This is a genomic window from Lysinibacillus sp. GW821-FHT14F06, assembly GCF_058803665.1.
This window is the reverse complement of sequence record NZ_JBXAPF010000004.1, coordinates 119,197-146,142: the sequence shown is the minus strand read 5'-3', so window position 1 is coordinate 146,142 and position 26,946 is coordinate 119,197. Positions and strand designations below refer to the sequence as shown.

Sequence of the window (26,946 nt, the reverse complement as noted above, 5' to 3'; positions counted from 1 at the left end):
ATTTGTAGATTCATCAAATTGTACGATTCCTCATTTTTGAAGAAGCCTGTCAAATAAGACTGATAAAAAGTCACTCAACAAACTGAAGAATGTGTAATAGTACTCACAAATTTATCGTCTAACTGACGTTTTGCACCGCTTCTATTATGTATAAGAAGTTAGAAAAAACTCAAAAGCGAAAGGTCACTTTATCCTTTCGCCTAATTTTGATCAGTTATCCTTTTTTAAAGCACCATTTTTTTAACGAATCTTACAATTCTCGTGCATGAATGTTAAGGTTATATTTGATTGTTAGATTCAAATTAATTTAAAGCGAAATTACAGAACGTTTCACATTTATTTTTATTAGTAAATTCCTTATCCATCAAAAAATGGTAGTTACTTAATGATCTCTTGGAAAAATAACATCACCATGACTTGAATCAGAGAGTAAGAAGCTAACAAGCACCTTAGAAATTTCATCAGGAGAGTATGGTTTAGTTAAATATTTTTCAATTTTATACTCTTCTACCTTTTCCTTTGCTTCGTCCAATGCGGAGGAGATTACTATTGGGATATTTTTGGTTTGTTCCCTTGCTTTTAGCTCTTGAATCAAATCCCATCCACTCATGTCTTCTCCAAGCATAAGATCTATCACTATTCCAATTAATGGAGTATGAAGTGCATCCTCAAAAGCTTTCTTCGGATCATTATGATGGATAACTGTAAAGCCTTTGCTTTTTAATTCTTCAGATAAAAGTAAAGCTAAGCTTAAATCATCTTCTACAATCAATACATTTAAGCCTTTTTGTTCATTAAATTCTTCATCTTCATCCAATATGAATTTTTGACCTTCAAGTGGCAAAGTAAAATAAACAGTTGTACCTTGTCCTTCCTCAGAATCTATCCAAATTTCTCCGCCATGTTTTATGATTATTTCCTTACATATCGAAAGACCTAAGCCTGTTCCACCTATTTCGCGTCTCAAGCTATTATCTATTCGCTTAAACTTTTGGAATAATTGAGCGACATCTTTTTTAGAGATTCCTATTCCGTCATCCTTTATGCTTACTTGAATCATGTTACTTTTGTTTTCCAGTAAAATAGCTATATCTCCACCATTAGGAGAAAACTTAATTGCATTTCCAATTAAATTTGTGAACACTTGGATTAATCTATCCTGATCAGCATAAATCTTCACATCTCTAGCTTTATCAATTAAATGAATATGATGCTTTCTTTCATGCCTAAAACGATTCACAAGCTCAAATACAATTTCATTCAATTGTAATAATTGCATATTATAATTTTGTTTACCTGACTCCATACGTTGTAAATCAAGGAAATCATTTATAAGGTTGGTCAAACGGACAGCCTCATTATGAATAGTTTGAATGTATTTATTTTGACGTTCTGGTTTTAAATTTTTAATTAAAAGAAGTTCTGTAAAACCAAGTACACTTGATAATGGTGTCCGTAATTCATGACTAACGGTACTAACTAATTCGGACTTCATCTGGTCAACTTCATACTCTCTTGTAATATCACGATGAACAAATATTGTCCCAACTTTTTCATTTCCCTCAAATAAACATGTCGCATATACTTCAATAAAAATTTGATTTTCCTCAACAATTGAATAACGTAACTTTCTTGTATCTGTAAAACTTTCTATAATGGTTGTCTCAAAGAATTCGATTAACTCCTCTGATTGTGCACTGAGATTTTGAAAATGCATTAGCCAGTCTTTTTTGAATATACAGTGCTTTTCAAATAAATCTTGATAATTCATAATGCTACAAAAAGCTCGGTTAATTAAGATGGTATCTCCTGAAGCTGATACTAGCTGTATTCCCTCATTTACATTGTCAATAATATTTTGATTTAACTTTCTTGACCTCTCCACTTCTTCATACATTAAAATTCGTTCAAATGCTATGGAAACACGATTTAATAAGCCATTTAAATTATTGATTTCTTGATGACTATGTGGATGTCCTTCACGCGTTGCCATCAAAACAGCTACTAATTCTCCTTTTGAATTCAAAACAGAAGAATAAAGATCATATGCATAATAAGGTTCAAGAGCTATTCCTTGTTTATTTAATCCCAATTCACGTTTAATAACGAATGTTTTCTCTTCTTCTAATCTGAAGCGTTTGTCTATATCGAGATTTTCTACAAGTGTTAAAGCAGTTTGCCTAGTTAAACCTTTGGTTGCATAAACATTTCCTTCCATCCAATAAAGTATACTCTTATCGTATTGATAAATGTCATTTAAATAATTATGAAGATTTTCTAGTAACTTTTGTTTATTTAACGTAAAAGTTAACACATGATTTAGCTGATTATATTTTTCTAAATGATTTAACGAATTCTGTAATTGTAATTGGTTTTCCTGTAATTCATCCTGCTGAGCTAAGAGTTCTTCATTTTGTGTAGTGAGTACCTCTTCTTTTTCTTGAATAGACTGTGTCATTTTAAGGAATGAATTAGCTAAAATCCCCAATTCATCTTCTTTTTGGACAAGACTCCCAAGTTCTATTGATTTACCAGAAGCAAGGGCATTTGTTGCAAGTGTTAATTGTTCAATAGGACGAATGATATTGTTTAATACTCTTCGAAGAATGATACTGACAGACAATAAAATTAATCCACTTAAAAATAAAGAAAAAATTGTAAATTTTTGTCCTTGATCAACAGTTTTTTCAAAAATATTGTTTAATTCTGCATCCGTTTTTTTCTTATATGATTTCGTATATGCTACTACTTTATTTACCAGGTCATTTGTTCCACCATTTGAAAGATTTCTTAAAGCTTCGTAGTCATTGGCTTTTACAAACTTAATAGCCTCTGGAAGAATAACCGTTTTATAATTATAATGGAAATCAACTAATTCGTTACAAAGTTCTCTCTCATCTTTAGAAAGAGACAGTTGAGAGAACTGCTGTAATAATATCTCAAATTCTTCCAAATTTTCATTTAATAATTTTAGTTCTTGTTCATTTTGAAAGGCATAATAACCTCTAGCACGAAAAAAAATACCATTAAAATTTTCTTCTAAATCCTCTACCAATAGAGCTTTTTTATATACTAAATCACGTTCCTTTTGCAAGTTTGTATTACTTGCGTTAAAAGCTAAAAAAAATATAAACAGAATCATTAAAAAGCTAAGTGTTAATATGACTAGCATTTTCAAAAATCGACTACGAATGCTTTTCTCCAGAAGTGGAATTGGCTTAAACATTTAAAATTTCCTCCACTAATTTCACTAGTTTAACTGGACTAAAAGGCTTAGACATAAAATAATCGACTCCCATATCGAAAACTTTATGACGATCACTTTCCTGTGATTTAGCGGTCAACATTAGTATGGGCAATTTCATTTTAATTTCTTCTGGTAATTGTTCGATCACCTCAATTCCTGTTAAATTTGGCATCATATAATCTAATATCATTAAATCATAGGAGTATTCGTTGACTTTTTTCAGTGCTTCTTTCCCATCCTCCGCTTCATCAATGTCAAATTCTAAATCTTCCAATGTATCACGTATTAACATACGTAATATTTCTTCATCATCTACAACTAGAATTCTAGTCATCATGCACCCTCTTCTCTACTTAAATATCAACTAAATACTCGATTAATTAATCGTAAAATGCGTTCAGATACTTCAGGCACATGGAAAGGTTTGATAATATAATCATCTGCTCCATTTTCTAAAGCTCTCATCACATATTCTTCTCCTATCCGAGCAGTTAGCATAGAGACAAGTACATCTCTAGAAGTATATTTTTCCCTGATTTTTTTAAGTACTTCGATACCATCCATATTCGGTAACATCCAATCTAATAAAATAATGTACTTACAATTCGGATCATACCAATTAGAATGAAGAAAACTTATACCATCACTAAATGCCATTACTTCAATCATATATTCTTCGCTTAATTCAAAATTTTCAAAGTGCTTTAAAAATAGATTTCGAATAATGTAAACATCATCAATGACGATTATCCTTACTTTTACTTTCTTTTTCACTATATCAGCTACACTATCATAGATAATCGTTTGATTTCTGCCATTTTGCTTGGCTGCATAAAGCGCTTGGTCTGCTTCTTCTAACATTTTTTTAGGATGAAGATTAAAAGGAGTGGCCTCAACAAGACCTGAAGAAAAAGTTACATTGAAACTTACTCCGTTCGCCAAGAAAAAATTGTGCTCCATTGATTTTCGTAATCTTTCTATTAAGGTATATGCTTCCTTATCCGATGTTTGTGGCATTAAAATGACAAATTCCTCACCACCATATCTACAAATAACATCCTCTTCTCGCTTAAAATTCATTACTAGAGCAGCAAATCCTTTTAATACCTCATCACCAACTAAATGACCATATGTATCATTCACCTTCTTGAAATAATCTAAATCTAAAATAGCAATTGATAATGGCTCTTTATTATAATTAAATTGATTAATATATTTTTGTAATTGAGATTCCATAAATTTACGATTATACACTTGAGTTAGTTCGTCAATGACAATCGCATGTTCTAATTCCTTTTTGTATGCTAACCGATTAGAAACATAGGAAATTAATATGTCTTGATCAATTGGCTTGGGCATAAAATCCAAAGCGCCCATTTCAAATGCTCGTAGTCTATTTTCTTTACTGTTATTACTGCTTATCACTGTAACAAACATCCGCTCTTTCTTGATTTTTTTTACATTTTTTAAAATAGAAAAACCACTAGTATCAGGCAACATAATGTCTAAAAATACGATAGAAGGCTGCAATTCATAAATTAGTTCCATTCCACGTTTACCATTGTGGGCTACCATAACAGAGTAGCCTTTTTTCTCTAAAACATTTTTCATATAAGAAATGAACACAATATCATCATCTATAATTAATATAAAATCTTGTTCATAGCAATTATGGGTAGCGTTAAATTCTATTTCTTCGCCAAGCTCCAAAATATTAGTTTCGTAAAATTTAATACCTTCAATAATCGGCACTAGATATGCCTGCCAATCATTTTTAGACCAATTTTTCTCACTAGTTTCATTTAACATTTCTAATTTTTCACTAGCAATAATAGTAAGTTCATCTAATCCAATAGAACCAGCTGTCCCTTTTAGATTATGTAAAAATGTATATAATTCTTTTTCTAAAATAAAATCATACTTATCCCATTTTTGAAAATTCTCATGTATCCGATTATAAATCATTTGATGATATTTTTCTGTTACCATAAATTATCTCCCCTATCAATATTTACTCTACATAAGTATAACTTACTATTTTAAAAAATCCATTGAATATTTTTGAACATTTTTTAGTATTAAAGACATAGTACAAAGGGATCTATTATCATTTTTTTATTTTTCAAAAAAACATTATTAATAAAAAAGCTATAAATTAATAAGAAAAAAATAGACACAAGAAAAATGGAAAAAGATAAAACTATAGTAATGCAAATCATTTAATGATAAATAATATTGTGTCGTGGATATCGTTAGACTAAATACCTTTTCTTGAATGATTAAAAGTAGAAGAAGATTTCACTCATTCTAAGTATTATCATTGAGAAAATTAACAATTAGCAGTAAAATTTATGTAAGGTTTATTTTTTTGATGAAACTTTGTGTCGATTATTTCGTATAAGAAGATAGACGTATTGAAAAGCAAGGAGGAAGAAACAATGCTTAGTGTCAAACAGTTTTTCACTAGACATACCGCTAGCTTCTTTATTTCTCTAACAACTGTTTCTATCTCAGCAATTGTGGCAAATCCAGGATACTTCCTTGGTAGTTTATTTTTTGCTGGAACTTACGCGACGAGTACAGCGTTGCTGAAACATAGACAGAAGAAGAAAGTTATGCAATTAACAGGTATAACAAAAGAAGAATATAAACATATTGAAACCCAAATTATAACAGCAAATAAACAGATTCAAACATTGAGCCAAAACTACTTACGTGTACGTTCTGTCGCAGCATTTAAGCAATTACTTGAAATGACGCGTATTTCGAAAAATATTGTAAAAATTGTCAAGACAGATCCCCGAAAATTTTATAATGTAGAGCAATTTTTTTATGCACATCTACCTTCAGCTGTAGAATTAACGGAAAAATACACAATGCTATCGAAACAGCCTGTAAAGGATTCAGAAATTCAAATTACTTTATCTAAAACGAGGGAAACATTGACAGATTTAAATGATACGATTCAGATTGATTTAAAGGATGCGCTTTCCAATGATATCGATCACCTTCAAATGGAAATCGAATTCGCGAATCGTTCCAATAATAGAAGAAGAGAACAATTGGAGTGGCGAGGCGATGATAAGTGACGGCAAATGATCATGCATTTCAGCTTAATACGATACAAGGGCTTTCTCCCCTTGTACATACTTATTTAGAAACAACAAATAACGAGGCGATGGCGACGTATGAAACGCTATCGCCTCTTGCACAAAGTCGTGCACTTCTATATGCCAGTCAAATTGATTTGGCAAATTTTGAATCTGTACTATCCTTAGGGCAAGATTCACAACGATCACTTTCTCACTTCGCTGATCGCATGCTTGCACAGGTGAAGCAGAAGGATGTAACCAAAATTGGACAAATGCTAGATTCGTTAATGCAAACATTAGATCGTGTAGATCCTAACGCCTTAGAGCCGAAAAAGCAATCTTTCATCAAAAAAATGTTTAGTAAAACGGAACGCCCAATTAAGCAAACATTAACAGAGTTTGAACGAATCAGTATCCAGGTCGAACGTATTGGTGTACAGCTAGAGCGTGCACAGATTCAACTCATAAAAGATGTAGAGATGCTTGAGGATCTTTACTCACATAATAGAGGATTTTTTGAGGAGCTTGCCACTGCGATTGCTGCAGGGCAAATGAAAAAGCAGCAAGCTATTGAGACAGAACTACCGACAAAGGTACAAAGTGTACAGGCAGCGAAGCAACCTCTTGCAGTCCAACAGCTTAATGACTTAGCCGCTCAAATCGAGCGTCTAGATCAACGGATTTATGACTTACAAGTTTCACAACAAGTTGCCTTGCAAACTGCACCCCAAATACGTATGATTCAGCAAGCAAACCAAACACTTGCAGAAAAAATTGAATTTTCAATTGTTACCCTTATACCGCTTTGGAAAAATCAGCTGGCCATGATGTTATCGATGAATATGGATCAACACTATGCACAGCTAGAGGAACGTTTGTCTCGTACACACGATCGCTTTACGAGCCCCTCTTTCGAACAGCAAGTTTCAAAATTTAGAGAAACCCAGCAAGAGCTCAAAACGGCTATTCAGGATGTCTTTGCTCTTCATACAGCTACAGAGCAAGAAAAACAGCATCTACAGGATGTCGCTGAATTAAAGGGTTATAAGAAAGACTAGTTCCATCTATTTCATGAAACAAAGGGTGGTTCAGAAATCCCCTGAACCACCCTACTCTTGTGAAACTTATTCAAAATAGTCTTTATAGTAGCCACCAATATTACCAGTATTATCGATTATAAAGATGAACTCTTCTGTTTCATTTTTAACTTCATAATTTTTTCCAACCGTCAATACATTGGATACTAAATATTTAGATGCATTTGTATGCTTGCATGTAACTGTGCGAAGTGTTGGCGCATCTTTCCATTTTAAGTGTAACATAATCTCTCTACCTCTCTTTACTAGCATGAAGCTAATGTCTACTGCTTATTTTATAATATTTTAGATCTTTTGTGGAGAAAAAAACCATAGAAGACCATATTTTCTTGATAAACAACCGTCTTTATCATTAATTTTTACTTTGAGGTGTTAATATGAGCTTTGGTGGTGTACCGCAATGGTTTTTTATCATTGCCGTAGCATTTGCAATTTGCTTTATTTTATATGCAGAATGGAATTCTAGAAAATAAGTGAGCCCAATTATTGGACTCACCTTTTTTCATTCCTATATGAACTTTATTTTAAAGTACGCTTTAAAAATTCTTTCGTTCTTTCATGCTGAGGTGTTACTAAAACCTGAGAAGGTGGTCCCTCTTCTACAATTACGCCTTTATCCATAAATACGACCCGATCTGCTACTTCTTTTGCAAACTCCATTTCATGTGTCACGATTAACATCGTATTTCCTGCATCTGCAAGCTGACGCATAACCTTTAATACTTCCCCTACCATTTCTGGATCGAGCGCAGATGTCGGCTCATCAAACAGCATTACATCTGGACTCATCGATAGTGCACGCGCGATAGCCACACGCTGTTTTTGTCCGCCAGATAGCTGTCTTGGCTTCGCATTTACATATTGATCCATACCAACAATTTTTAAATATTCTAAAGCTGTTTTTTCAGCTTCTGATTTTGAACGCTTTAATACTTTTATTTGACCAACTGTACAATTGTTCAATACATTATGGTTGTTAAATAAATTAAACTGCTGGAAAACCATACCTAAATGTGTACGATATTTTTGAATGTTATGTTTGTCATCCAGAATATTTTCACCTTTGTAGATAATCTGTCCACCGCTTGGCGTTTCCAATAAATTGATGCAACGAAGTAATGTTGATTTACCAGATCCAGAGGAGCCGATTAAGCAAACTACCTCCCCCTTCTCTACTTGAAAATTGACATCCTTTAACACTTGGTTACGACCAAATGATTTACTTAAATGCTTGATTTTAATGACTGTCATTTGTGCGTCCCCCTATATCGCTTCTTTCTGTTCTTTTTGATAGGCATCTGGTCCATCAAGTCGTTTTTCAACATATAGTAAAATTCGTGATGCCGTAAATGTCATAATAAAGTAAAGAACACAAGCTACAAAGAATGATTCAAAGTAGCGGAAGTTATTCCCTGCAATTGATTTTGTTTGGAAGAATAATTCCGTTACACCGATAACATTTAAAACAGCAGTATCCTTAATATTCATTATTAATTGGTTCCCTGTTGCAGGTAAAACATTTCGTGCAACCTGTGGTAATACAACATGCAGCATGATTTGGAAATGATTCATACCGATGGCTGAAGCTGCCTCATATTGACCTTTATCAATAGAAACAATTCCACCACGCACAATTTCGGCCATATAAGCACCTGTGTTTAGAGAAACTACTAAAATACCTGCTGTAATAAAATGCATGTCAATACCAAATGCTATATCTAATCCGTAAAAGACTACCATTGCTTGTACAATCATTGGTGTACCACGGAAAAATTCAACATAGCATGTTAGTATAAAATTAATCAGCTTTAAACTGTAGAACTTTACACCTTTTTTACGAACCGGAATGGTATGCATAATCCCGATGAAAAATCCGATAAATGCACCAATAATTGTACTAATACTCGAAATCAATAAGGTATAATACGCACCTCGTAAAAACATTTGCCAGTTGTTCTCTACAATAGAGATAATCCACTCAAGACTCATGATGTTCCTCCTAACAACGTTGTGTTGCTTGTTTCTTCTTTATGATCCTAGCTAACTACCATAATAAACACGCTTGTTCTACCAATTTATGAAATGTTTAGCTAAGACATTATCATTATTCAGAGAGGTTCTACTTGAATAATGATGAAATGACATTGCACGGACTAGCGAATAGTCCGTGCATTCTTGTTATTGTGCTGCTGGTTGTTGCTGAATCGCTTCTTCCATGATTGTTTGACGATCATCTTCTGAAATTCCTTTTAAAATTTCATTGATTTTGTCAAGATTTGCATCATTTTTACGTAAACCAACTGCGATGGATGTGTTAGAAGGATCTGTATCAAAGCCTTTTTCAAACGCTACATATGTGAATTTATCATTAGCTGCTGCTGCTGAAATACCTTCAGGACGTTCTGCTACATAGCCATCAATTTTGCCTGCCTCTAAAGCTACACGCATTGTTGGGAAGTTCTCCATAGCCGTTTGCTTTTGTACATCTTTGATTTGGTCAATTACATTGTAGTTTGAAGTGTTTAATTGTGAAGTAATTTTAGCACCAGAGAAATCCTGGATTGATTTTGCTTTTTCATATTTACTACCTTTTTTAATAACCATTACAAAATCAGAAGTATAATAGTTTTCAGTAAAATCAATCGTCTGCTTACGTTCTTCAGTAGGAGACATCCCCGCAATAATAGCATCAATTTTATTGGATTGAAGTGCTGGCACTAAACCATCCCATTCCATTTTTACAATCACTAATTCTTTGCCTAAACCCTCAGCAATTTTTTTCGCCATTTGTACATCATAGCCACCTGCATACTCAGCATTATCTGCAATTTTCACTGCGCCATTTTCATCATTTTGCTGTGTCCAGTTGAAAGGAGGATAACCTGCTTCCATCCCAATACGGAATTGCCCGCCATCTTCTGATCCACCTGTATCAGCACCAGCATCTCCAGACTTACCCGAATCCTTATTGTCGCCAGCACCACAAGCAGCTAGCACAATTGCCGTCATGATAGAGATCATTACTAACAACCATTTTCTTTTCATGAAAAACTCCCCTTTTCTGTAAAAAAATAAGACAACTGTACTAAAAAAGACCTAAGCTTTGAACTTAGGTCTTACCTTTAATTGACAGTTGCCCAAATCCTCACTATAATTTCCATGTTTCTGAGATAGCACAACCTAGTAAATGTGGAAAGCAAATTACTAGGACAGTCCTGCACTTATTCACTGCAGACCCAGTATAAAAGTACGAGCTCCTTTTATACTTCGGCGATATTTCCTTCTCCATTGCGTCTTCGCTTGCTTTTACTCAACAATGAACTAATAAATACCGCGCCTCTACCTCACAACAGAATGAATGTGAGGTTTGTTTATTTAATTGATAATTAGATACTACTATAAAACTAACTTATTCGTCAAGATAATTTTATCATTTTTCTGATTAATGACAATATTAGGGTTTTATCTATCTTAAATCCATTATTTACTTTTGCATAGTTAGTAAATATATTGAAGCTTCAGTGAAAAAAATCACAAATGATTACTATTAACAGCAATAATAGTAATCTAAAAGTAACTTATAAGCACAATGGTTTTTATCCCTACGATGTTTCTATCTATCACTTTGAGGATTCCCTCTCTCACTTTGGTTTTTCTATCAGGAAATTCGGCCGTTCTATCCGTCTCTTCCACTTTCTATCCTCCATACAAAAGAAAAAGCCCTGCAAATCGCAGGGCTTTGGAAATTAAGAATTTAATAATAAATCTTCTGGGTTTTCAAGTAATTCTTTAACTGTTTTAAGGAAGCCTACAGAATCTTTACCATCGATAATACGGTGGTCATAAGAAAGAGCTAGATACATCATTGGGCGAATTTCTACTTCACCATTTACTTCAACAGGACGTTTTTTGATAGAGTGCATGCCTAGGATAGCAGCTTGTGTACCATTCATGATAGGCGTAGACATTAATGAGCCGAAAACTCCACCGTTTGTAATTGTGAATGAGCCACCTTGAAGATCTGCTAAACCTAATTTTTTGTCACGAGCTTTTTTCGCTAGGTCTGCAATTGAATCTTCAATTTCAGCAAAGTTTTTACGGTCAGCGTCACGTACAACTGGCACGACTAAACCTTCTTCTGTAGATACAGCTACGCCGATATCAAAGAAGTTGTTTAAGTGAATTTCATCACCAACGATTTGTGCGTTTACATATGGGTATTTTTTAAGTGCCGCTACTACTGCTTTTGTGAAGAATGACATGAAACCAAGTTTAGAGCCTGTAGACTCGAAGAATTGGTCTTTTTTACGAGAACGTAAAGCCATAACATTCGTCATATCAACTTCGTTAAATGTAGTTAACATTGCAGTAGATTGTTTTACTTCAAGTAAACGTTTCGCAATTGTTTGGCGACGGCGACTCATTTTTTCTACAGTTACACGTGATTCATCTACAGCTGCTACCGCTTTTGGTGCTACTGGAGCTTGTGCTACTTGTGGTGCTGCTACTGGAGCTGTCCCATGAGCTGCCACGTCTTGGACACGTACACGACCTTGTGGGTCTACTGGAGATACAGCAGCAAGATCAATACCTTTTTCGCGAGCAAGTTTACGTGCTGCTGGAGATGCTATTACACGCTCACCAGAAGTTTCTTCCACAACAGGAACTACTGCAACTGGGGCAGGTGCAGCTTGCGCTGGTGTTGCTTCAGCTGGTGCTGCCGGAGCTGGCGTTGCTGCTGCACCTTCGCCTGCTTCTACAACTGCGATAACTTGACCAACAAGTACAGTATCGCCTTCCTCAGCTAAAATCTGAGTTAAGACACCTGCTTCTTCTGAAATGATTTCAGCGTTTACTTTATCTGTTTCAAGTTCAACGATGAATTCACCTTTCTCAACGCGATCGCCCACTTTTTTTACCCACTGTGCGATACTTCCTTCTGTAATCGATTCTGCTAATTCAGGGACTTTAATTTCAGCCACTTTCATTTCCTCCTTTAATTAACGTGCATAATGCACATAGAAGGGCCACCCGCCTAAGCAAGCAGCCCGGCTTCAAAAATTAATATGTGATTATTTAACCTTAACAGGCTCAGCAACCGCTTCTTCTACAACTGCGGCTTGAGCAGCTTTATGAGAATCAGCATCACCTTCTGAAGTTGAGCTCATTGCAGGACGACCTACATAACGAAGCTTTTTACCTTCTGAAAGTTCATATAATGTTTCTAATGCATAATTCCATGTACCTTGGTTTTTCGGTTCTTCCTGTACCCATACTACTTCTTTAACATTCGGATACTTAGCAATAATACCAGCAACTTGCTCTTTTGGGAATGGGTAAAGTTGTTCTACACGAATAATGTGTAAGTGATCGAAGCCTTCACCATCTTTTACGTGATCAGCTATATCAATCATGACTTTACCTGTACCTAGTACAATGCGCTCTACTGCGTCTGATTTTGCCCCTAGACCTGGTTGTTCAATTACTTCTTGGAATGAACCATTTGCTAATTGCTCAGCATTCGCTGCAGCTAATGGGTGACGAAGTAAGTACTTAGGTGATACTACCACAAGTGGACGAACGCCTTCAGTACCTAACAATGCTGCTTGACGACGTAATAAGTGGTAGTAGTTACCTGCGTTTGAACAGTTTGCTACGAACCAGTTATTTTCTGCTGACATTTGTAAATAACGTTCCATACGGCTTGAAGAGTGCTCTGGACCTTGACCTTCATAACCATGTGGTAAAAGAATTACTAAACCGGATTTTTGACCCCATTTAGCACGTGCACCTGAAATAAAGTTATCGAACATAACTTGTGCCATGTTAGCAAAATCACCGAATTGAGCTTCCCAAACCGACAATATATTACCATTTTCTAAATTATACCCATATTCAAAGCCTACTACCCCAGCTTCTGTAAGTGGAGAGTTGTGTACTGTGAATGATGCATTTGCACCTGAAATATGGTGAAGTGGTGTAAATACATTACCATTGTTTTTATCGTGTAACACTAAGTGACGTTGTGAGAACGTACCACGTTGTGCATCCTGTCCTGTAAAACGAACTGGTGTGCCATCTTGAATGATTGTAGCATAAGCTAATGTTTCAGCATGACCCCAGTCAATTTTTGCAGAAGCAAATGATTCACGACGTTTTTCTAAAATCTTACCAAGTTTTTTCTGTGGCTCGAAATTCTCTTCAAACACTAAAAGCTCTTCATTTATTTTTTCTAGACGTTCCGCACCAACTGCTGTATCAATTTGTGGGAACTCTATTTTTAATTCTTCTGGCATTTCTAAATGTTTGTGCTCATCTTTAGCAGCCATTTCTTTAACATGATCATAAGAAGCTTGCATTTCTGCATAAATTGCTGTATCTAATGCTGCTACATCATCTGCAGAAACAACTCCCTCTGCTACTAATTGTGCGCCATATAAAGCACGAACAGTTTCATGTTTAGCTACTAATTTATATGTCTCAGGGTTTGTTACAGTTGGATCATCTGTTTCATTGTGACCATGACGACGGTAACCAATTAAGTCAACGACAATATCTTTACCGAATTTTTGACGGTAGCTGGCTGCAAAACGACCAACTAATGATACAGCCTCAGGACTATCTGCATTCACATGGACAACTGGTACTTCATAGCCTTTTGCTGGGTCTGAAGAATACACAGATGAACGAGAATCTTGCTGCTCAGTTGTAAATCCAATCATATTGTTAGCAATGATGTGAATTGTACCTCCAGTTGTGAACCCTTCTGTTTTCGCAAAGTTAAGTACCTCTGTTACAATTCCTTGACCTGGGAATGCAGCGTCGCCGTGTACAAGGATACCTAATCCTTTTGTACGGTTATGAATTGCTTGCCCTGGCTTAGACGTATCATCTTGAGCCGCACGAGCAGAACCTAAAACAACTGGATTTCCAACTTCTAAGTGTGAAGGGTTGTAAGCGAGTTTAACATTCATACCAGATTCACGATTGTAAGAAGCACCCATATGGTATTTTACATCACCTGTCCAACCTTTCGTAATATCAAGTCGGCCATCCTCAGGCAAAAATAATTCGTTGGAAACATGTGCAAAATCAGAGAACATCATGTCATACGGTTTGTTTAAAATATGTGTTAATACATTTAAACGACCACGGTGTGCCATGCCAATACGCACTTTTTCTACGCTATTAGCTTCTGCTGTTTTTAAAATTTCATCAAATAAAACGATTTGAGTATCTAAACCTTCACCAGAGAAACGCTTTTGACCAACGAAAGTTTTATGAATAAACTTCTCAAAATTTTCAACACGTGTTAAGCGATCTAATAATGCTTTTTTCTCATCAGAAGATAATGCTTGTTTAAATGAACCTGCTTCAATTTGAGCTTGAATCCAATCACGTTCTTCTGTTGCTACGACGTGATTATATTCAAATGCCACTTTATCTGTATAAACAGATTTTAAGTAATCAATTGCATCCTTACCATTTTTCACGTTTGCTGGCACATCTTTGAAGAAGATAGCTGCAGGAATTTCAGCTAAATCTGCAGCGCTTAGATTGAACGCGCTTTCTTCAATTTGAGCTGTTTGTAGTTCACGGTTTTTCAAAGGGTAAATATCTGCTGCTAAATGACCTTGCGTACGGATTGCATCTGCTAATTTCACAGCTGCTAATACTTTTTTGTAATCGCCAGCAGGAGCCGCTGTGCTATTAGCTACCGCCACTTCACCTTCTACTACTACTGGTGCACCAAATTGTTGGAATAATAATACTAACTCCGGTTCTACTTCTTCAGGAGACTGTAAGAATAAGTCGTATTGCTCCATCACATATCCTAGGTTAGGACCAGAGAAAGCTGACCATGGAGAACTTACAGTTGTAACGTTGTTCGACATGAAAAATGACCTCCAAATTTTGCCTTTCGGCAGTTCCATTAATTAAATTACAATTAATTATATAATATTTTTCCGTTCTTTTAAAGGATGTTTGACACAACTTATCCATATATTAAAGAACGTTTTTTCCATCTCAATCTTACTACTCTTCACAAAAAATACAACTCTTTTTAGGAAATTAAGCAATTTTTTTCGCAAAGGCTAAAATAATTTAATAAAGCGTGAATTTTCCTTAATATTTTAGCGGGAATTTAATGAAGAAAACGGTTCCAATATTGATCTCGCTCTTGACTTCCACAGAACCATTATATTTTTCAAGTAACATTTTTGTGATACTAAGACCTAAGCCTGTACCTCCTTTTTGACGATTTCTAGCTTCATCAATCCGATAAAATCGATCGAAAATAAAAGGTATATTTTCCTGCGCTATCCCAATTCCATTATCTTCTATTTTTAAAAGCACCTCATTTCCAGCGGTTGAAAGAGAGATTTGAATCTCCGGTATTTTTTCACAATAACGAATAGCGTTCTCTACTAGATTACGAACAATTTGACTAAGCGCATTTTCTGTTATAAATAATAGACCAATTTCTTCATTTTTAGACAGCATAATTCGTGCTTCTGGATGAAGATGCTCCATTTCCTCCATTACACTTTCAATCACTTCTACCGCATTAGCCTCACTCCTACTGTCTTTTTCTTCCCGACGTGCAAGCTCTAATAATTCCTCAATCATTTTACGCATCCGTGCAATTTCTGTTAATGATGTATTAATAGATTCCTCAAGAATTTCTGGATCATTCTTTCCCCATCTTTTCAACAATGAGAGATGCCCTTCAATAGCCTGAATAGGTGTTCGCAGCTCATGGGATGCATCTGCAACAAATTGTTGCTGCTGGGTAAATGAAATTTGCAGCTCATTCATCATCGCATTATACATTTTTAATAGATCACCTATTTCATCATGAGACGTGTAAGTTAATTTTATTGGCTCGTTAAATCCCTTATCCATCACCATTTTCATAGAAGATCGTAATTCTTGCAGTGGTTTCATCAAATAGTTGGCTAAATAATAGCCAATCGAAACAGACAGCACTAATGCTCCTAGTCCAGCTATTAGCATGGCTGTCAATAAATAATGCATTAATGATTGGAACCCTGACAATGGATGAATCACCTGGATATATCCCTGGAAGAAGCCGAGTCGAATCGGTTCATTGATGACAAAGACATCTTTTTTATCAATCGTCATCTCATTAATTTCACGTAAAGTTGTCAGCGGTGCAGCTGGAGTAGTATCATTAATACTAAATATCTCAATATTATCCATATTAAATAGTCGGACAGTTTGATCACGATCTACAATGGAATTTAAAAGTCCCGTGTTTTGTTGAATTTGCTGTATTGTAAGATTTGGTCCTTGCGACTCTAAAAAAGATACTAAATCATAGCTTGTGCGTGTAACTTTACTTTCCTCATCATTTAAAAGCCATGTATGTAAGGAAATATAAACAACCATACATATAATTGCATAGCTAAAGAAGATAACAGCACTTGATGTGAGCATCCATTTTCTTTGTAATGTTTGATTCACTAGGTGTTTTTTCAATGATTTCATTCACGCATCACATACCCAACCCCACGTACGGTTTCTATATAGGCATTCATCTCACCTGGTAGTTTTGTTCGCAAATGTCTGATATATACATCAACCACATTTGTCTCAATATCTGTATCATATCCCCAGACAGAAGTTAGAATAAGCTCTCTTGTACAAACTTTGTTTTTATGTTCAATTAAAAGCTTCAGTAAATCAAATTCTGTTTTTGTTAAATCCAGCTTTATTCCTTGAACATAGACTTCATAAGCAGCCAAATCGATTTCAATATCACGGAATTGTAATGTCCCACTATTTTTTTCCTCTGGCATAGCACGACGTAATATCGTTCGAATTCTAGCTAGTAGCTCTTCAATGGCAAAAGGTTTGACAATATAGTCATCGGCTCCTGCATCTAAGCCCGCTACGCGGTCCATCACTGCATCTCGCGCAGTTAACAAAATAATCGGTACATTTGACTGTGTGCGTACCCTGCGACATATTTCAATGCCATTGATACCTGGAAGCATTACATCTAATAAGAGAACATCAAAATTTTCAGATGCAGCATAGGCGAGTCCTTCACGACCATCAAAAGCAACCAAGACTTCATAGCCCTCATGCTTTAATTCCAGTTCTACAAAGCGAGCGATATGCTTTTCATCTTCTACTAAAAGTATTTTTTTAGGCATTACTTTCACCTTCTATTCCATAATCACTTATAAGGAGGTGTCTCCTTCTTAACACTGTTATAGCATAACATCAAATAAAAAGTCTGTACCACAAGCAAATACTTGTTTGTACAGACTTTTTTCAATGAGCTTCCGTAATATAAAGTTTATTTTTTCCAAATTCCTTCGCTTTATAGAGAGCTTGATCCGCTAAATCTAGTAATTCGTCTAAATTTTTCCCATGATCGGGGTAATACGCTACACCTATCGAAGCAGTCGGAGCAAAGTAATTATTTTCGATAATCCAACCTTTTTTTAGTTCATCTCGAATGCGCTGAATAATATGCATCATTTGTGCCTTCCGCTTTTCATTTTCTTTGGTTAATCCCGTAAGTATGACAATAAATTCATCGCCGCCAATACGAATCACTAAATCATGACTTCTGACAGAGTTGATTAGAACTTGCCCAAACTTTTGGATAAAGTCATCGCCGGTGTCATGACCATATTTATCATTTACATCCTTAAAATCATCCCCATCAATATAAAGCATCGCCAAACAATTATTCGCATTTTGAGCTTCTGCTAGTAACTTTGGAAACTCCTTTAATAAATAACGTCGATTGGGCAGTTGTGTTAACGTATCATGGTAGGCTAAATATAATAAATCGTTCTCCCGCTCTTTTCGATGCGTAATTTCACGAGATACCATCATAATTTGAGAAACTTTTTCACGTTCAGGATCATGCACAACGGTTACGTTTCCTTCTGTCCAAACAGGTGTACCATCCTTTGCCTTGAGTAATAGCTCAAATTGTGTATCCGTTTGTCCAGAATAATTATTTAAAAATGTTTGCCATGCCATTTTACTTTCCTCGTCGACAATATCACTGTAAAACTGACCCTGTAAATCTACATTTTCATAGCCTAAGAAAATCCTATAGGACGGCGAAGCATAAATAATAATACCATCCTCGTTAGTTATAATGATTAAGTCATTTGTATTTTCAGTTATAAGACGGAATGTGCGTTCAATATTTTTTAATTCCGTTAACATTCTTTTCTTGTCCGTAATATCATAGTTAATGGATAAATATTGCTCTGTCTTGCCAAATTCATTTTTTAACGGAACAATCGCTGCTTCTACCCAATAATCTGCATGATATTTTGTACGGTAGCACAGCTCACCTCGCCAGATATTCCCCGCTCCAAGCGTTTTATTAATTAGATGCAATAAATCCTCAGTATGGTAACTAGGTTCGATTAACTTATAAGGTTGACCAATAAGCTCCTCCGCCGTGAAGCCTGACGCATTTAAAAATAGATCATTTACTTCATTTATTATGCCATCAACATCCCATATTGCAATGGCTGTTGCAGAGTTCAAAGCAGCCTTAAAAACTTCTAATCCATGTGATTTTGAACGTAATTCTGCTTTTTGCTCCGTAAATTGTGTGAAATCTTTCATAATAAGAAAAATCGCAAATGAATTATCTCCTTGCATCACCGGAGAAAGAGATATTAAATAAATGCGCTCTTTTTTCTCCAATGTATGAAGCTTGATAAGTTTTTCTCCAATATTTTCGCCCATTGCTGCTCTTTGTAGATAAGTTTGAATATTTTTTATCTCATCTTTAGGGACAATTGGTAAATCAATAAGCAATTTCTGTTTTACCGCGTCGTTATCTAATCCGAAATCTTCCATGAAGCTCGAATTTACTTCATAAACAGTCCCTTCTGCAGATAAAATGACAGTTGAGAAAAAGGCATGGTCAAACATTGAGCGCATAAATAAAAACTTATCCTCAATATTACGGTCATAGAGAATCTCTTTTGTGATGGCTAAAATATAGTTCTCATCCTTGTATTTAAGCGGACGAACAGATGTCTCATATTTTCGAATCTCCGATTTATAATAAGCATAATCCACATAATCGATTTGAGCATGTTTCATAATGGCTTGACAATAATATTCCTGAATTATTGAAAAATTGCGACTTGAGGTAACGGTAGAAAGCATTTTCCCAATCGCCTTATCTGATAACAAAGCTTGAGCTGCTTGATTTAAGCGAATATATTGATAATCGTCTCCTACCTTTTTCATAAGAAAGACAAAATCCTTGCCAATAAATAATTCATTAAATAATTCTTCGCTTAAAAGATACTCCATGCTGTCACCCCCATAAGTCGTTAAAGTTGAAAAAGAATTATTATATTAATGTTTATTTATACAAAAAAATCAATAATACTATTATAACATATTTTGAATGAAATACTTCGTTTGAATTACAGTTATTATATCCTTTTTAGGGTATTTTTTGATAGTTTACCTCTTTTCAAGAAATTAAATAATGCAAAAGAAATAGGAAGACTATTATACTTTAGTAAAAATTGATATGATAGACTTAATATTCCTAAAAATTTTTCATACAAAATTAAGTATTTATAGCATAATTTACTTTTTCAGAATTAACTGACTATTAAACTTAATTTTTGTTTTAGCGAGTAAAATGATTGCATTAAACAGTAGGAATGTTATATTATATTAAAAAAACTAGCCTTTTTTCGGTATGGTCGAAAATCAGTAAGACAGCGGGAAATTATGGATATCATAGTTATAACGTCTAGATCTTTGGGTTTTAATTCCAGTACGAATTTTAGTTTTCTTCTTTATGTTTCAACGGAATTGTTTTAACTACCCTAGTAAAGGAGGCGTTTCGTATGCTTAAACATCGAGACCTACATGAATGTACAGAGCTTTATGAGCTATTATCACACCCTTCTGTTTTCCCATTTGTTCGTCAAAAAGCCACATCTGCTGATGAATACTGGTTTATGACAAAACAACTGATTGAAGAAGAAGCGAAGGGATTCGCTATTTCTAGGACCATTACTGATGATTGGGGTCAACCAATCGGCACCATTAGCATTCATGATGTTGAGCAAGGTGCAGGCTTTTTAGGAACATGGATTGGGCTCCCTTATCAAGGCAAAGGTTATAACCAAAAAGCAAAGATGCTATTTTTAAACGAATTATTTTTTGACTATAATTTCCATACAGTTTTTCTCCGTATACGTGTTGAAAATAAAAAATCTCAACGTGCAGCTTTAAAGTTACCTTATGTCGTGAGTGCAAATGAAAGTCACCCTACATTATTATCACAGGTTAACAGTGGTAAAGCGCAATTTAATTTATATAAAATCCCAAAAGACTTGTTCTATCTGACAACAGCTAACGAAATGCTAGAGGGCGAAGAACAAGCGATGTAAACTCAATAAATTAATTTCTTCTATAAAATAAGCTATGTGTTCTGTCATATTGACTGGCACATAGCTTTTTTAGTGGTAATTAATTGAATAGGTTATGTCTGTTAAAAGACTACTTTTTATATTGTAAGATTAATTCTGCCATTTCTTTTGGTGTTTTTGGTCTTTGTGTTTTTTTCATGGTTGTTACCATGTCCTCTTTATGCTTAGTCAATACATGTACTGATTTTTTAAAGGATTCCTTTGTAAGTTCTTCCTCTTCTAAAACTTCTGCATAGCCTTGCCTTTTAAATAAATTTGCATTTAAGATTTGATCACCGCGGCTCTTTTGTGCAGATAACGGCACCAATAACATCGGCTTATGAAGAGCTAAAAATTCGAATATAGAATTAGAGCCTGCACGTGAGACGATAAAGTCTGCCGCATGCAATAAATCCGGTAACTCCGTTGTTACATATTCAAATTGCTTATACCCTGGCATAGATGTTAGTTCCTTGTCAAAATTGCTCTTACCACACAAATGTATAATTTGAAATTGCTTTAAAAGCTCTGGTAAATTTTGACGCAATGCATCATTTAAGACAACTGAGCCTAAGCTCCCCCCCATCACAAGTAAAACGGGTTTTAATGTTGTAAAGCTGCAAAGCGATAATCCCTTTGCCCTCTCTCCCATAAATAATTCTTGGCGAATGATAGATCCTGTGCAAGTTGCCTTTTCCTTTGGAAGATGCTGTAATGTCTCTTCAAAAATGGTAAAGATATGTGAGGCAAATGGCAAGGCAATTTTATTGGCCAACCCTGGTGTCACATCCGACTCATGAATAACCACTGGAACGCCTGCAAGTTTCGCAGCCATCACTACAGGGACAGATACAAATCCACCCTTTGAAAAGATCACTTGCGGTTTCACTTTTTTGATAATACGAAAAGCTTGCATCAATCCAGCAAGCACTTTAAACGGATCAGTAAAATTCTTCATCGAAAAATAACGACGCAATTTCCCACTTGAAATTCCGTAAAACGGAACGCTAGGAAATGCTTCGCCTATTAATTCCTTTTCAATGCCCTGCTCTGAGCCAATATAGTGGACATCATAACCTAGTTCTTGTAAAGAAGGGAGTATCGCCTGATTGAGTGATACATGACCAGCTGTCCCTCCACCGGTTAAAATGATTGTTTGTTGTTTCACTTAAATTCTCCTATTCCTAAAAAGCCATAGTAGCATCACTACTTAGTGTTTACAGTCTTTTATTTTACTATATGCAGATAAAAAGATATAGATGAAGCTTTTAACTTTCCAGCTTTTCATTATTGGAATAGGCTGTATTTGGCTTTCCTACAGTATTCCTTTTACTGAATTGACGTAATAACACTCTTTCATTAAAAGTATTTAATGCAAAGAAGAAATACCAATTACCCGATCAAGCAGCTTAGATATGTGGAAGTTTAATGGTACAATAGCTTAAAAAAGATAGAAAGGTTTTTATATGAAAATAATTGATTTAACGCATACAATAACTGAAAATATGCCAGTTTATCCCGGTACAGATCAACCATCATTAAAAATAATATGTAATCACGAAAGGAACGGATTTAAAGAGACGTCCCTGACTATGGCTTCCCATACAGGAACACATATGGATGCTCCTAATCATATTTTTGCACACAGAACTACTTTGGATTTAATTCCAGTAGAGCATTTCTTGGGTAAAGGATTAGTTATCGATTGTAGCGATCTTCAAGATGGTCAGAGAATAACAATTGAACGAATCAATAAAGTGAAGGAACAAGCTGATCAAGCTGATTTTCTTTTATTCTATACCGGTTGGAGTCGGTACTGGGGTACAGATAAGTATTTTGATAACTACCCTTACATGACTGTAGAAGTTGCTGATTACTTGATCCAAAGTAAGAAAAAAGGTGTTGGTCTCGATGTAATAAGTATTGATTCTATGTCGGATGAAAATTTAACGAACCATAAGAAAGTATTAGCTAATACCGATTTTGTCATCGTTGAGAATTTAACAAGACTTGGAGAAATTGGCCATGATTTATTCATGTTCTGTGCTCTACCTATTAAGTATGAAGATGCAGATGGTGCTCCTGTGAGATCAATTGCAATTTTAAGTAAATAATATCTAGTTACGATTCTTCCTATTAGCCCATCAAGAAATGGTCTTTCGATATTATATTGGTTAACTGTTGTTTGTCGGTTTTGTATCTAAACTTTGGACCATTCGGTTTTTGGATCAGACTTGTTGTAGGAATTACAACAGAACCAACTACTTTATTAATCAAATGTATAATATACTTCTTTAATAAAGAGCAAACTAAAATCATGGTTTGCTCTTTTTCTTTTGTTAGGAAATGATCACTAACGTAGAACACCCGTACGAATGATTTTGATCTTAACTTTAGGTTCTAATTGCAAAGATGCATATTCATTGTGCCATTCCTCTTTAAACATTTTTGGATGGTAAGCACGGAGATAACGCCCAATTCCAAGCGTATCAGATTTGTAGGCTTGTAGGATTTGCAACACTTCTTGAAATTCTGCTTGTAGCTTTTCTTGAATCATATTTTGAACATCTTGTAGAATATTTTCTTTATATAAATGGTCATGTGCAAATTCGTCCACTTCAATTTCAATTGTATAGTCCATGGTTATTTTCTTTAATTTTTCATGTACATTCCATTTTCGCTTCACATGTATCACTTCAGATGTGATGGGCATCTCTCGTCCATTAGTCTTCCACATATAGGTTAATCGTGCATGTTGACTTGCTTGGTTCAACAATAGCAGCATGATTAATGACTGTTTAGGTGTTAAAACTTTCCCTGTAAAAATTTGTCCTGAAAATAAAGCGACTCCTGCAACCTTTGCTTGCTTTCCATCCTCATTTAGCGAGATATAAGGAAGAGCAATATCTTTTGTATCCTCAAATAACATTGAGCCTACTGTCTGTAAATCAAGCTTAGGATAAATTGTATTATGCTCTGTACTTTCAATAAAACGCTGATAATAACCCCCTGCACTTTCTGCCAACTCTTTTGTAAGCTCAATATAAGGTTTTACATCCCCATCAGTGATCGCAATTTTGATAGATATAGGATTTTGGGGGTCACGAAAATATATATCTAATGCATCATACAATGGCGATTTAACTGTATCTGCAGAAATAAGTATAGTTGATAACTCTGACAAATCGAGCGTTTGATCTATTTTTAAATCAGCATTACTCCGAACATCACGTGGCGACATACCATTAGCTTCAATAATCATAATTTCACTTTGATTTTCAGTTATATTTGAATAAGCATAGTAGCCAGTATAATCACCAATATTTCCATTGATTCCAACCAAGGTCACTACAGAAGAGTTTTTATACAGCCGTTCATCCCAGCAGCCAACAAGTAATAATGTCAGAGCTGATGAAAGAATTATCCCCTTTCGGTACACTTTTTCCCCCTCCATTTATTCCAATAAATAATGAATAACGGTAACAAAAAGGAAAACAAAATAAAAAGATAATGCAATGAATTTTTTATGATTTCAATCCTTCTAAATTGTATAAAGAAATGCGGAATGATTGCCAACAATATATGATACACGACAATACCTAATTTCGGTCTTTTTCTATGCTTTCTAAAATGAAGTATTCGAAAAGAAAGTCCATAAATCATAACTGTTACGATTGACCATGACAACCAAATATAAACGAAAAAAATATCTAGTCTCTTTACAAATGTTACCTCCTGAGCCTTTAAAATATAAATCATAGGCTCAGGGATTAATTCAATCTCATCTAACGCAAAAAACATCTGTGAAAAAAGAACTGAAATCACATAAAACACAAAAATAATTGCTTGATAAATAAACAATGGTCTGCCCTTTACCTGTAATTCATGTTGTACAAAAGGACGATAAAGTAAATACATCTCAATTCCAAAAAAAGCATACGAGCTATGAATAATGCCTATTAATAGCTGTTCATGATGCTGAAAATCTAGTGGAAACAGATTGGTCCATTTTAAATCTGGTACTGCTAACATCAAAAAAATAACAAACAAAAGAATAATGGGAATAAGCATAACCCCAATGTTAATAACTGTTTCAGGTCTACTTAGATTGGCATATAGAGAAAGTGAAACAATGATAAGGATCACTACCCATTCAGGTGTCTGTGGTAAAACCCAAGAAGCTAATACATACTCCATATACGCTATAAACATGGCAGTTATCAAAAACCAGTAAATTGTATAAACCCATTGAAAAAACATATTTAAATTGAAGTACATGTAATTTCGTTCAAAAAAAACCAACAATCCATAGTGCATAAGACACGTAACTATAAATATAAACCAAGCATTATTTTTACTTTCACTTATTAGCGGTGTTTGAAAAGATATATAGACTATTCCAGTCTCTATAATAAATAACAATAAAAAAAATTGAGCCTTCGACAAAGAAAAATTCATGGTGTTTCCCCGTTCTTTACACGGTCATCCTTTGGTGGATTAAAAGATGAAACTTGGACAGTTGGTTTAATAAAGGGCCCTCTCGCAAAAACTTTATATACCTCCTTTGGTTGAAAAGGTACAATTGGTGAAAAATAGGGCTGTTTTAATGAAGACAAGTTGATGAGATGAATAAGCAAAATTACCACACCCACTACAATGCCTAAAAAGCCAAACAATGAAGCTAACACCATGAAAGGAAAACGTAACATGCGAATCGTTGTATTCATCTCTACAGAGGGTACTACATAGCTTGAGATAGCTGTTAACGCAACGACAATGACCATTAAATTAGATACTAAGCCTGCACTAACAATAGCATCTCCAATGACTAATCCCCCTACTATCCCAATGGTCTGACCAACAGATTGGGGCAATCTAATACTTGATTCACGAATTAACTCCATAATAATTTCTAAGATGAGTGCTTCGATTAAAGGTCTGTATGGAATATTATTCACATCATTTTTCACTTGATTGCTGAGTTCTAATGGTAGTACCTCAAAGTGGAAGCTAATAACCGCAATATAAAAAGCTGGTAAAAAAACAGCTGTGATAAAGGATAGTAATCGAACCAATTTGTAAAATGAACCTACCAAAACACGGCCATTATAGTCATCTGGCGTCTGATAAAAAGAAAAAAACGTCACCGGAGCAATTAAAGCAGTTGGTGAAATATTGGTCATGACAACAACCTTACCCTCTACTAAATTGGCGATAACACGATCTGGATGTTCAGTATTTAACAATTGCGGAAAAGGAGATAAAACGGAATCTTCCAAAGCATCACTAAGTTGCCCTAAACTATAAAAATAATCTATATTCATAGTAGCAATTCGCTTTTTCATCTCTTGTAACGTCTCTGGTTTTACAACTCCATCCATATAGAGGTAGTAGGCCTTTGTTTTCGTTTCATTTCCAATAGAAAAGGCTTTAACAACAAGTGCTGGATTATTTACCCGCTTTCGCAACAAAGCTAAATTAGTATCAACGCTTTCTACAAGACCCTCATGTGAGCCTCGTAGTATATGTTCATTATTAGGCTCATCAGGATTACGGTGCACTTCATTTAAAATAGTCAGGGTCAGCATTCTTTCAAATTCGGGCAAAATGACAAGTGTTTCACCTTTACATATACGTTCTATTGCATATGGTAAGGAAAAAGGCTCAAGAGTTGTTATTAATGATTCACTCCAAAAGGGCTTTTGTGTATCTAAACGTGCGTAAATCGTATCTAATACGCTTTGTACTTCTTTTGTATCTACAAGTGAGGAATAAAAGCATAAAATTGCAGATGTATTATTATGCCAATCCACCTGTCTTATTGTAAAATCAGTTGAATGATAGAATGCTTTTTGTAGACTTTTCATCATTAATTCCACCTTATCCATAAAACGCCCCCCATACTGGTGAGTATAGGCAATTGCGTCTATTTTCAAACAATCTCTCTACCGATTCATGATCAAATAATGTGACTTGAAATTTAAATTAAAACCGCTTTGCAGGAAGAGAGGTAGGACATCATAAAATTGAGGTAGCAACAAATAAGTTTAATTCTTTAC

20 protein-coding genes and 1 riboswitch are annotated in these 26,946 nt (G+C 34.8%); of the genes, 4 read left to right on the top strand and 16 right to left on the bottom strand.

Features of this window, described 5'->3' with window-relative positions; all coding sequences use genetic code 11:
* Positions 1–382: 382 nt before the first annotated feature.
* From AC1RNS_RS05650 to AC1RNS_RS05640, 3 genes are read right to left on the bottom strand one after another with little or no spacing between them, the layout of a single operon-like run.
* The gene (locus tag AC1RNS_RS05650; protein ID WP_492991362.1) at positions 383–3,226 is read right to left on the bottom strand and encodes an ATP-binding protein; all 2,844 of its coding nucleotides are present in this window, start codon (positions 3,224–3,226) and stop codon (positions 383–385) included.
* Positions 3,219–3,581, bottom strand: a complete 363-nt coding sequence (locus AC1RNS_RS05645; RefSeq protein WP_492991361.1) for a response regulator transcription factor — start codon at positions 3,579–3,581, stop codon at positions 3,219–3,221. The genes AC1RNS_RS05650 and AC1RNS_RS05645 overlap by 8 nt, the downstream gene beginning before the upstream one ends.
* 26 nt (positions 3,582–3,607) lie before the next feature.
* The gene (locus AC1RNS_RS05640) at positions 3,608–5,236 is read right to left on the bottom strand and encodes a GGDEF domain-containing response regulator (protein ID WP_492991360.1); all 1,629 of its coding nucleotides are present in this window, start codon (positions 5,234–5,236) and stop codon (positions 3,608–3,610) included.
* Positions 5,237–5,685: 449 nt separating this feature from the next.
* On the opposite strand from AC1RNS_RS05640, the gene AC1RNS_RS05635 reads away from it, so the two are divergent.
* The gene (locus AC1RNS_RS05635; RefSeq protein WP_492991359.1) at positions 5,686–6,336 is read left to right on the top strand and encodes a 5-bromo-4-chloroindolyl phosphate hydrolysis family protein; all 651 of its coding nucleotides are present in this window, start codon (positions 5,686–5,688) and stop codon (positions 6,334–6,336) included.
* Positions 6,333–7,397 (top strand): toxic anion resistance protein, encoded by a 1,065-nt coding sequence (locus AC1RNS_RS05630; protein WP_492991358.1) that lies wholly within the window; start codon positions 6,333–6,335, stop codon positions 7,395–7,397. Before AC1RNS_RS05635 ends, AC1RNS_RS05630 begins: the two co-directional genes overlap by 4 nt.
* A gap of 66 nt (positions 7,398–7,463) precedes the next feature.
* On the opposite strand, the gene AC1RNS_RS05625 is transcribed toward AC1RNS_RS05630, so the two are convergent.
* From AC1RNS_RS05625 to AC1RNS_RS05585, 9 genes are all read right to left on the bottom strand, one after another.
* Positions 7,464–7,661, bottom strand: coding sequence for a DUF6501 family protein (locus AC1RNS_RS05625; protein ID WP_492991357.1), 198 nt, complete (start codon positions 7,659–7,661; stop codon positions 7,464–7,466).
* Between the two features lie 294 nt (positions 7,662–7,955).
* A complete protein-coding gene (locus AC1RNS_RS05620; protein WP_283872676.1) occupies positions 7,956–8,687 on the bottom strand; it encodes an amino acid ABC transporter ATP-binding protein in 732 nt (243 codons plus the stop codon).
* A 12-nt stretch (positions 8,688–8,699) separates the two neighbouring features.
* On the bottom strand, positions 8,700–9,425 hold the full coding sequence (locus AC1RNS_RS05615; protein ID WP_283872673.1) for an amino acid ABC transporter permease: 726 nt from the start codon (positions 9,423–9,425) through the stop codon (positions 8,700–8,702).
* A 189-nt stretch (positions 9,426–9,614) separates the two neighbouring features.
* A complete protein-coding gene (locus tag AC1RNS_RS05610; protein WP_492991356.1) occupies positions 9,615–10,481 on the bottom strand; it encodes a transporter substrate-binding domain-containing protein in 867 nt (288 codons plus the stop codon).
* Between the two features lie 118 nt (positions 10,482–10,599).
* A riboswitch (Lysine riboswitch) is annotated at positions 10,600–10,786 on the bottom strand.
* Between the two features lie 396 nt (positions 10,787–11,182).
* Entirely contained in the window at positions 11,183–12,418 is a 1,236-nt protein-coding gene (gene odhB, locus AC1RNS_RS05605; RefSeq protein ID WP_492991355.1) for a 2-oxoglutarate dehydrogenase complex dihydrolipoyllysine-residue succinyltransferase, read from the bottom strand.
* 90 nt (positions 12,419–12,508) lie between these two features.
* Positions 12,509–15,331, bottom strand: a complete 2,823-nt coding sequence (locus AC1RNS_RS05600) for a 2-oxoglutarate dehydrogenase E1 component (protein WP_492991354.1) — start codon at positions 15,329–15,331, stop codon at positions 12,509–12,511.
* A 232-nt stretch (positions 15,332–15,563) separates the two neighbouring features.
* Positions 15,564–16,949 carry a sensor histidine kinase gene (locus tag AC1RNS_RS05595; RefSeq protein ID WP_492991353.1) on the bottom strand — a complete coding sequence of 462 codons (1,386 nt, stop codon included), beginning with the start codon at positions 16,947–16,949 and terminating at the stop codon, positions 15,564–15,566.
* Positions 16,946–17,620 carry a response regulator transcription factor gene (locus tag AC1RNS_RS05590; RefSeq protein WP_492991352.1) on the bottom strand — a complete coding sequence of 225 codons (675 nt, stop codon included), beginning with the start codon at positions 17,618–17,620 and terminating at the stop codon, positions 16,946–16,948. The genes AC1RNS_RS05595 and AC1RNS_RS05590 overlap by 4 nt, the downstream gene beginning before the upstream one ends.
* Positions 17,621–17,741: 121 nt before the next feature.
* Complete coding sequence (locus tag AC1RNS_RS05585) at positions 17,742–19,769, bottom strand: diguanylate cyclase domain-containing protein (RefSeq protein ID WP_492991351.1); 2,028 nt, start codon at positions 19,767–19,769, stop codon at positions 17,742–17,744.
* A 551-nt stretch (positions 19,770–20,320) separates the two neighbouring features.
* Between AC1RNS_RS05585 and AC1RNS_RS05580 the strand changes: the two genes are divergently transcribed.
* The gene (locus tag AC1RNS_RS05580) at positions 20,321–20,869 is read left to right on the top strand and encodes a GNAT family N-acetyltransferase (RefSeq protein WP_492991350.1); all 549 of its coding nucleotides are present in this window, start codon (positions 20,321–20,323) and stop codon (positions 20,867–20,869) included.
* A gap of 109 nt (positions 20,870–20,978) precedes the next feature.
* Here AC1RNS_RS05580 and murG read toward each other — a convergent pair whose 3' ends face one another.
* Positions 20,979–22,055 (bottom strand): undecaprenyldiphospho-muramoylpentapeptide beta-N-acetylglucosaminyltransferase, encoded by a 1,077-nt coding sequence (murG, locus tag AC1RNS_RS05575; protein WP_492991349.1) that lies wholly within the window; start codon positions 22,053–22,055, stop codon positions 20,979–20,981.
* Positions 22,056–22,353: 298 nt separating this feature from the next.
* On the opposite strand from murG, the gene AC1RNS_RS05570 reads away from it, so the two are divergent.
* Positions 22,354–23,001: a cyclase family protein gene (locus tag AC1RNS_RS05570; RefSeq protein ID WP_492991348.1), complete on the top strand. Its 648-nt coding sequence runs from the start codon at positions 22,354–22,356 to the stop codon at positions 22,999–23,001.
* A 239-nt stretch (positions 23,002–23,240) separates the two neighbouring features.
* Here the strand turns inward: AC1RNS_RS05570 and AC1RNS_RS05565 are convergent, their stop codons facing one another.
* The 3 genes from AC1RNS_RS05565 to AC1RNS_RS05555 are packed head-to-tail and all read right to left on the bottom strand — an operon-like array spanning position 23,241 to position 26,775.
* The gene (locus tag AC1RNS_RS05565) at positions 23,241–24,326 is read right to left on the bottom strand and encodes a Ger(x)C family spore germination protein (protein WP_492991347.1); all 1,086 of its coding nucleotides are present in this window, start codon (positions 24,324–24,326) and stop codon (positions 23,241–23,243) included.
* On the bottom strand, positions 24,308–25,345 hold the full coding sequence (locus AC1RNS_RS05560) for a GerAB/ArcD/ProY family transporter (protein ID WP_492991346.1): 1,038 nt from the start codon (positions 25,343–25,345) through the stop codon (positions 24,308–24,310). Before AC1RNS_RS05560 ends, AC1RNS_RS05565 begins: the two co-directional genes overlap by 19 nt.
* Entirely contained in the window at positions 25,342–26,775 is a 1,434-nt protein-coding gene (locus tag AC1RNS_RS05555) for a spore germination protein (protein WP_492991345.1), read from the bottom strand. Before AC1RNS_RS05555 ends, AC1RNS_RS05560 begins: the two co-directional genes overlap by 4 nt.
* Positions 26,776–26,946: the final 171 nt, after the last annotated feature.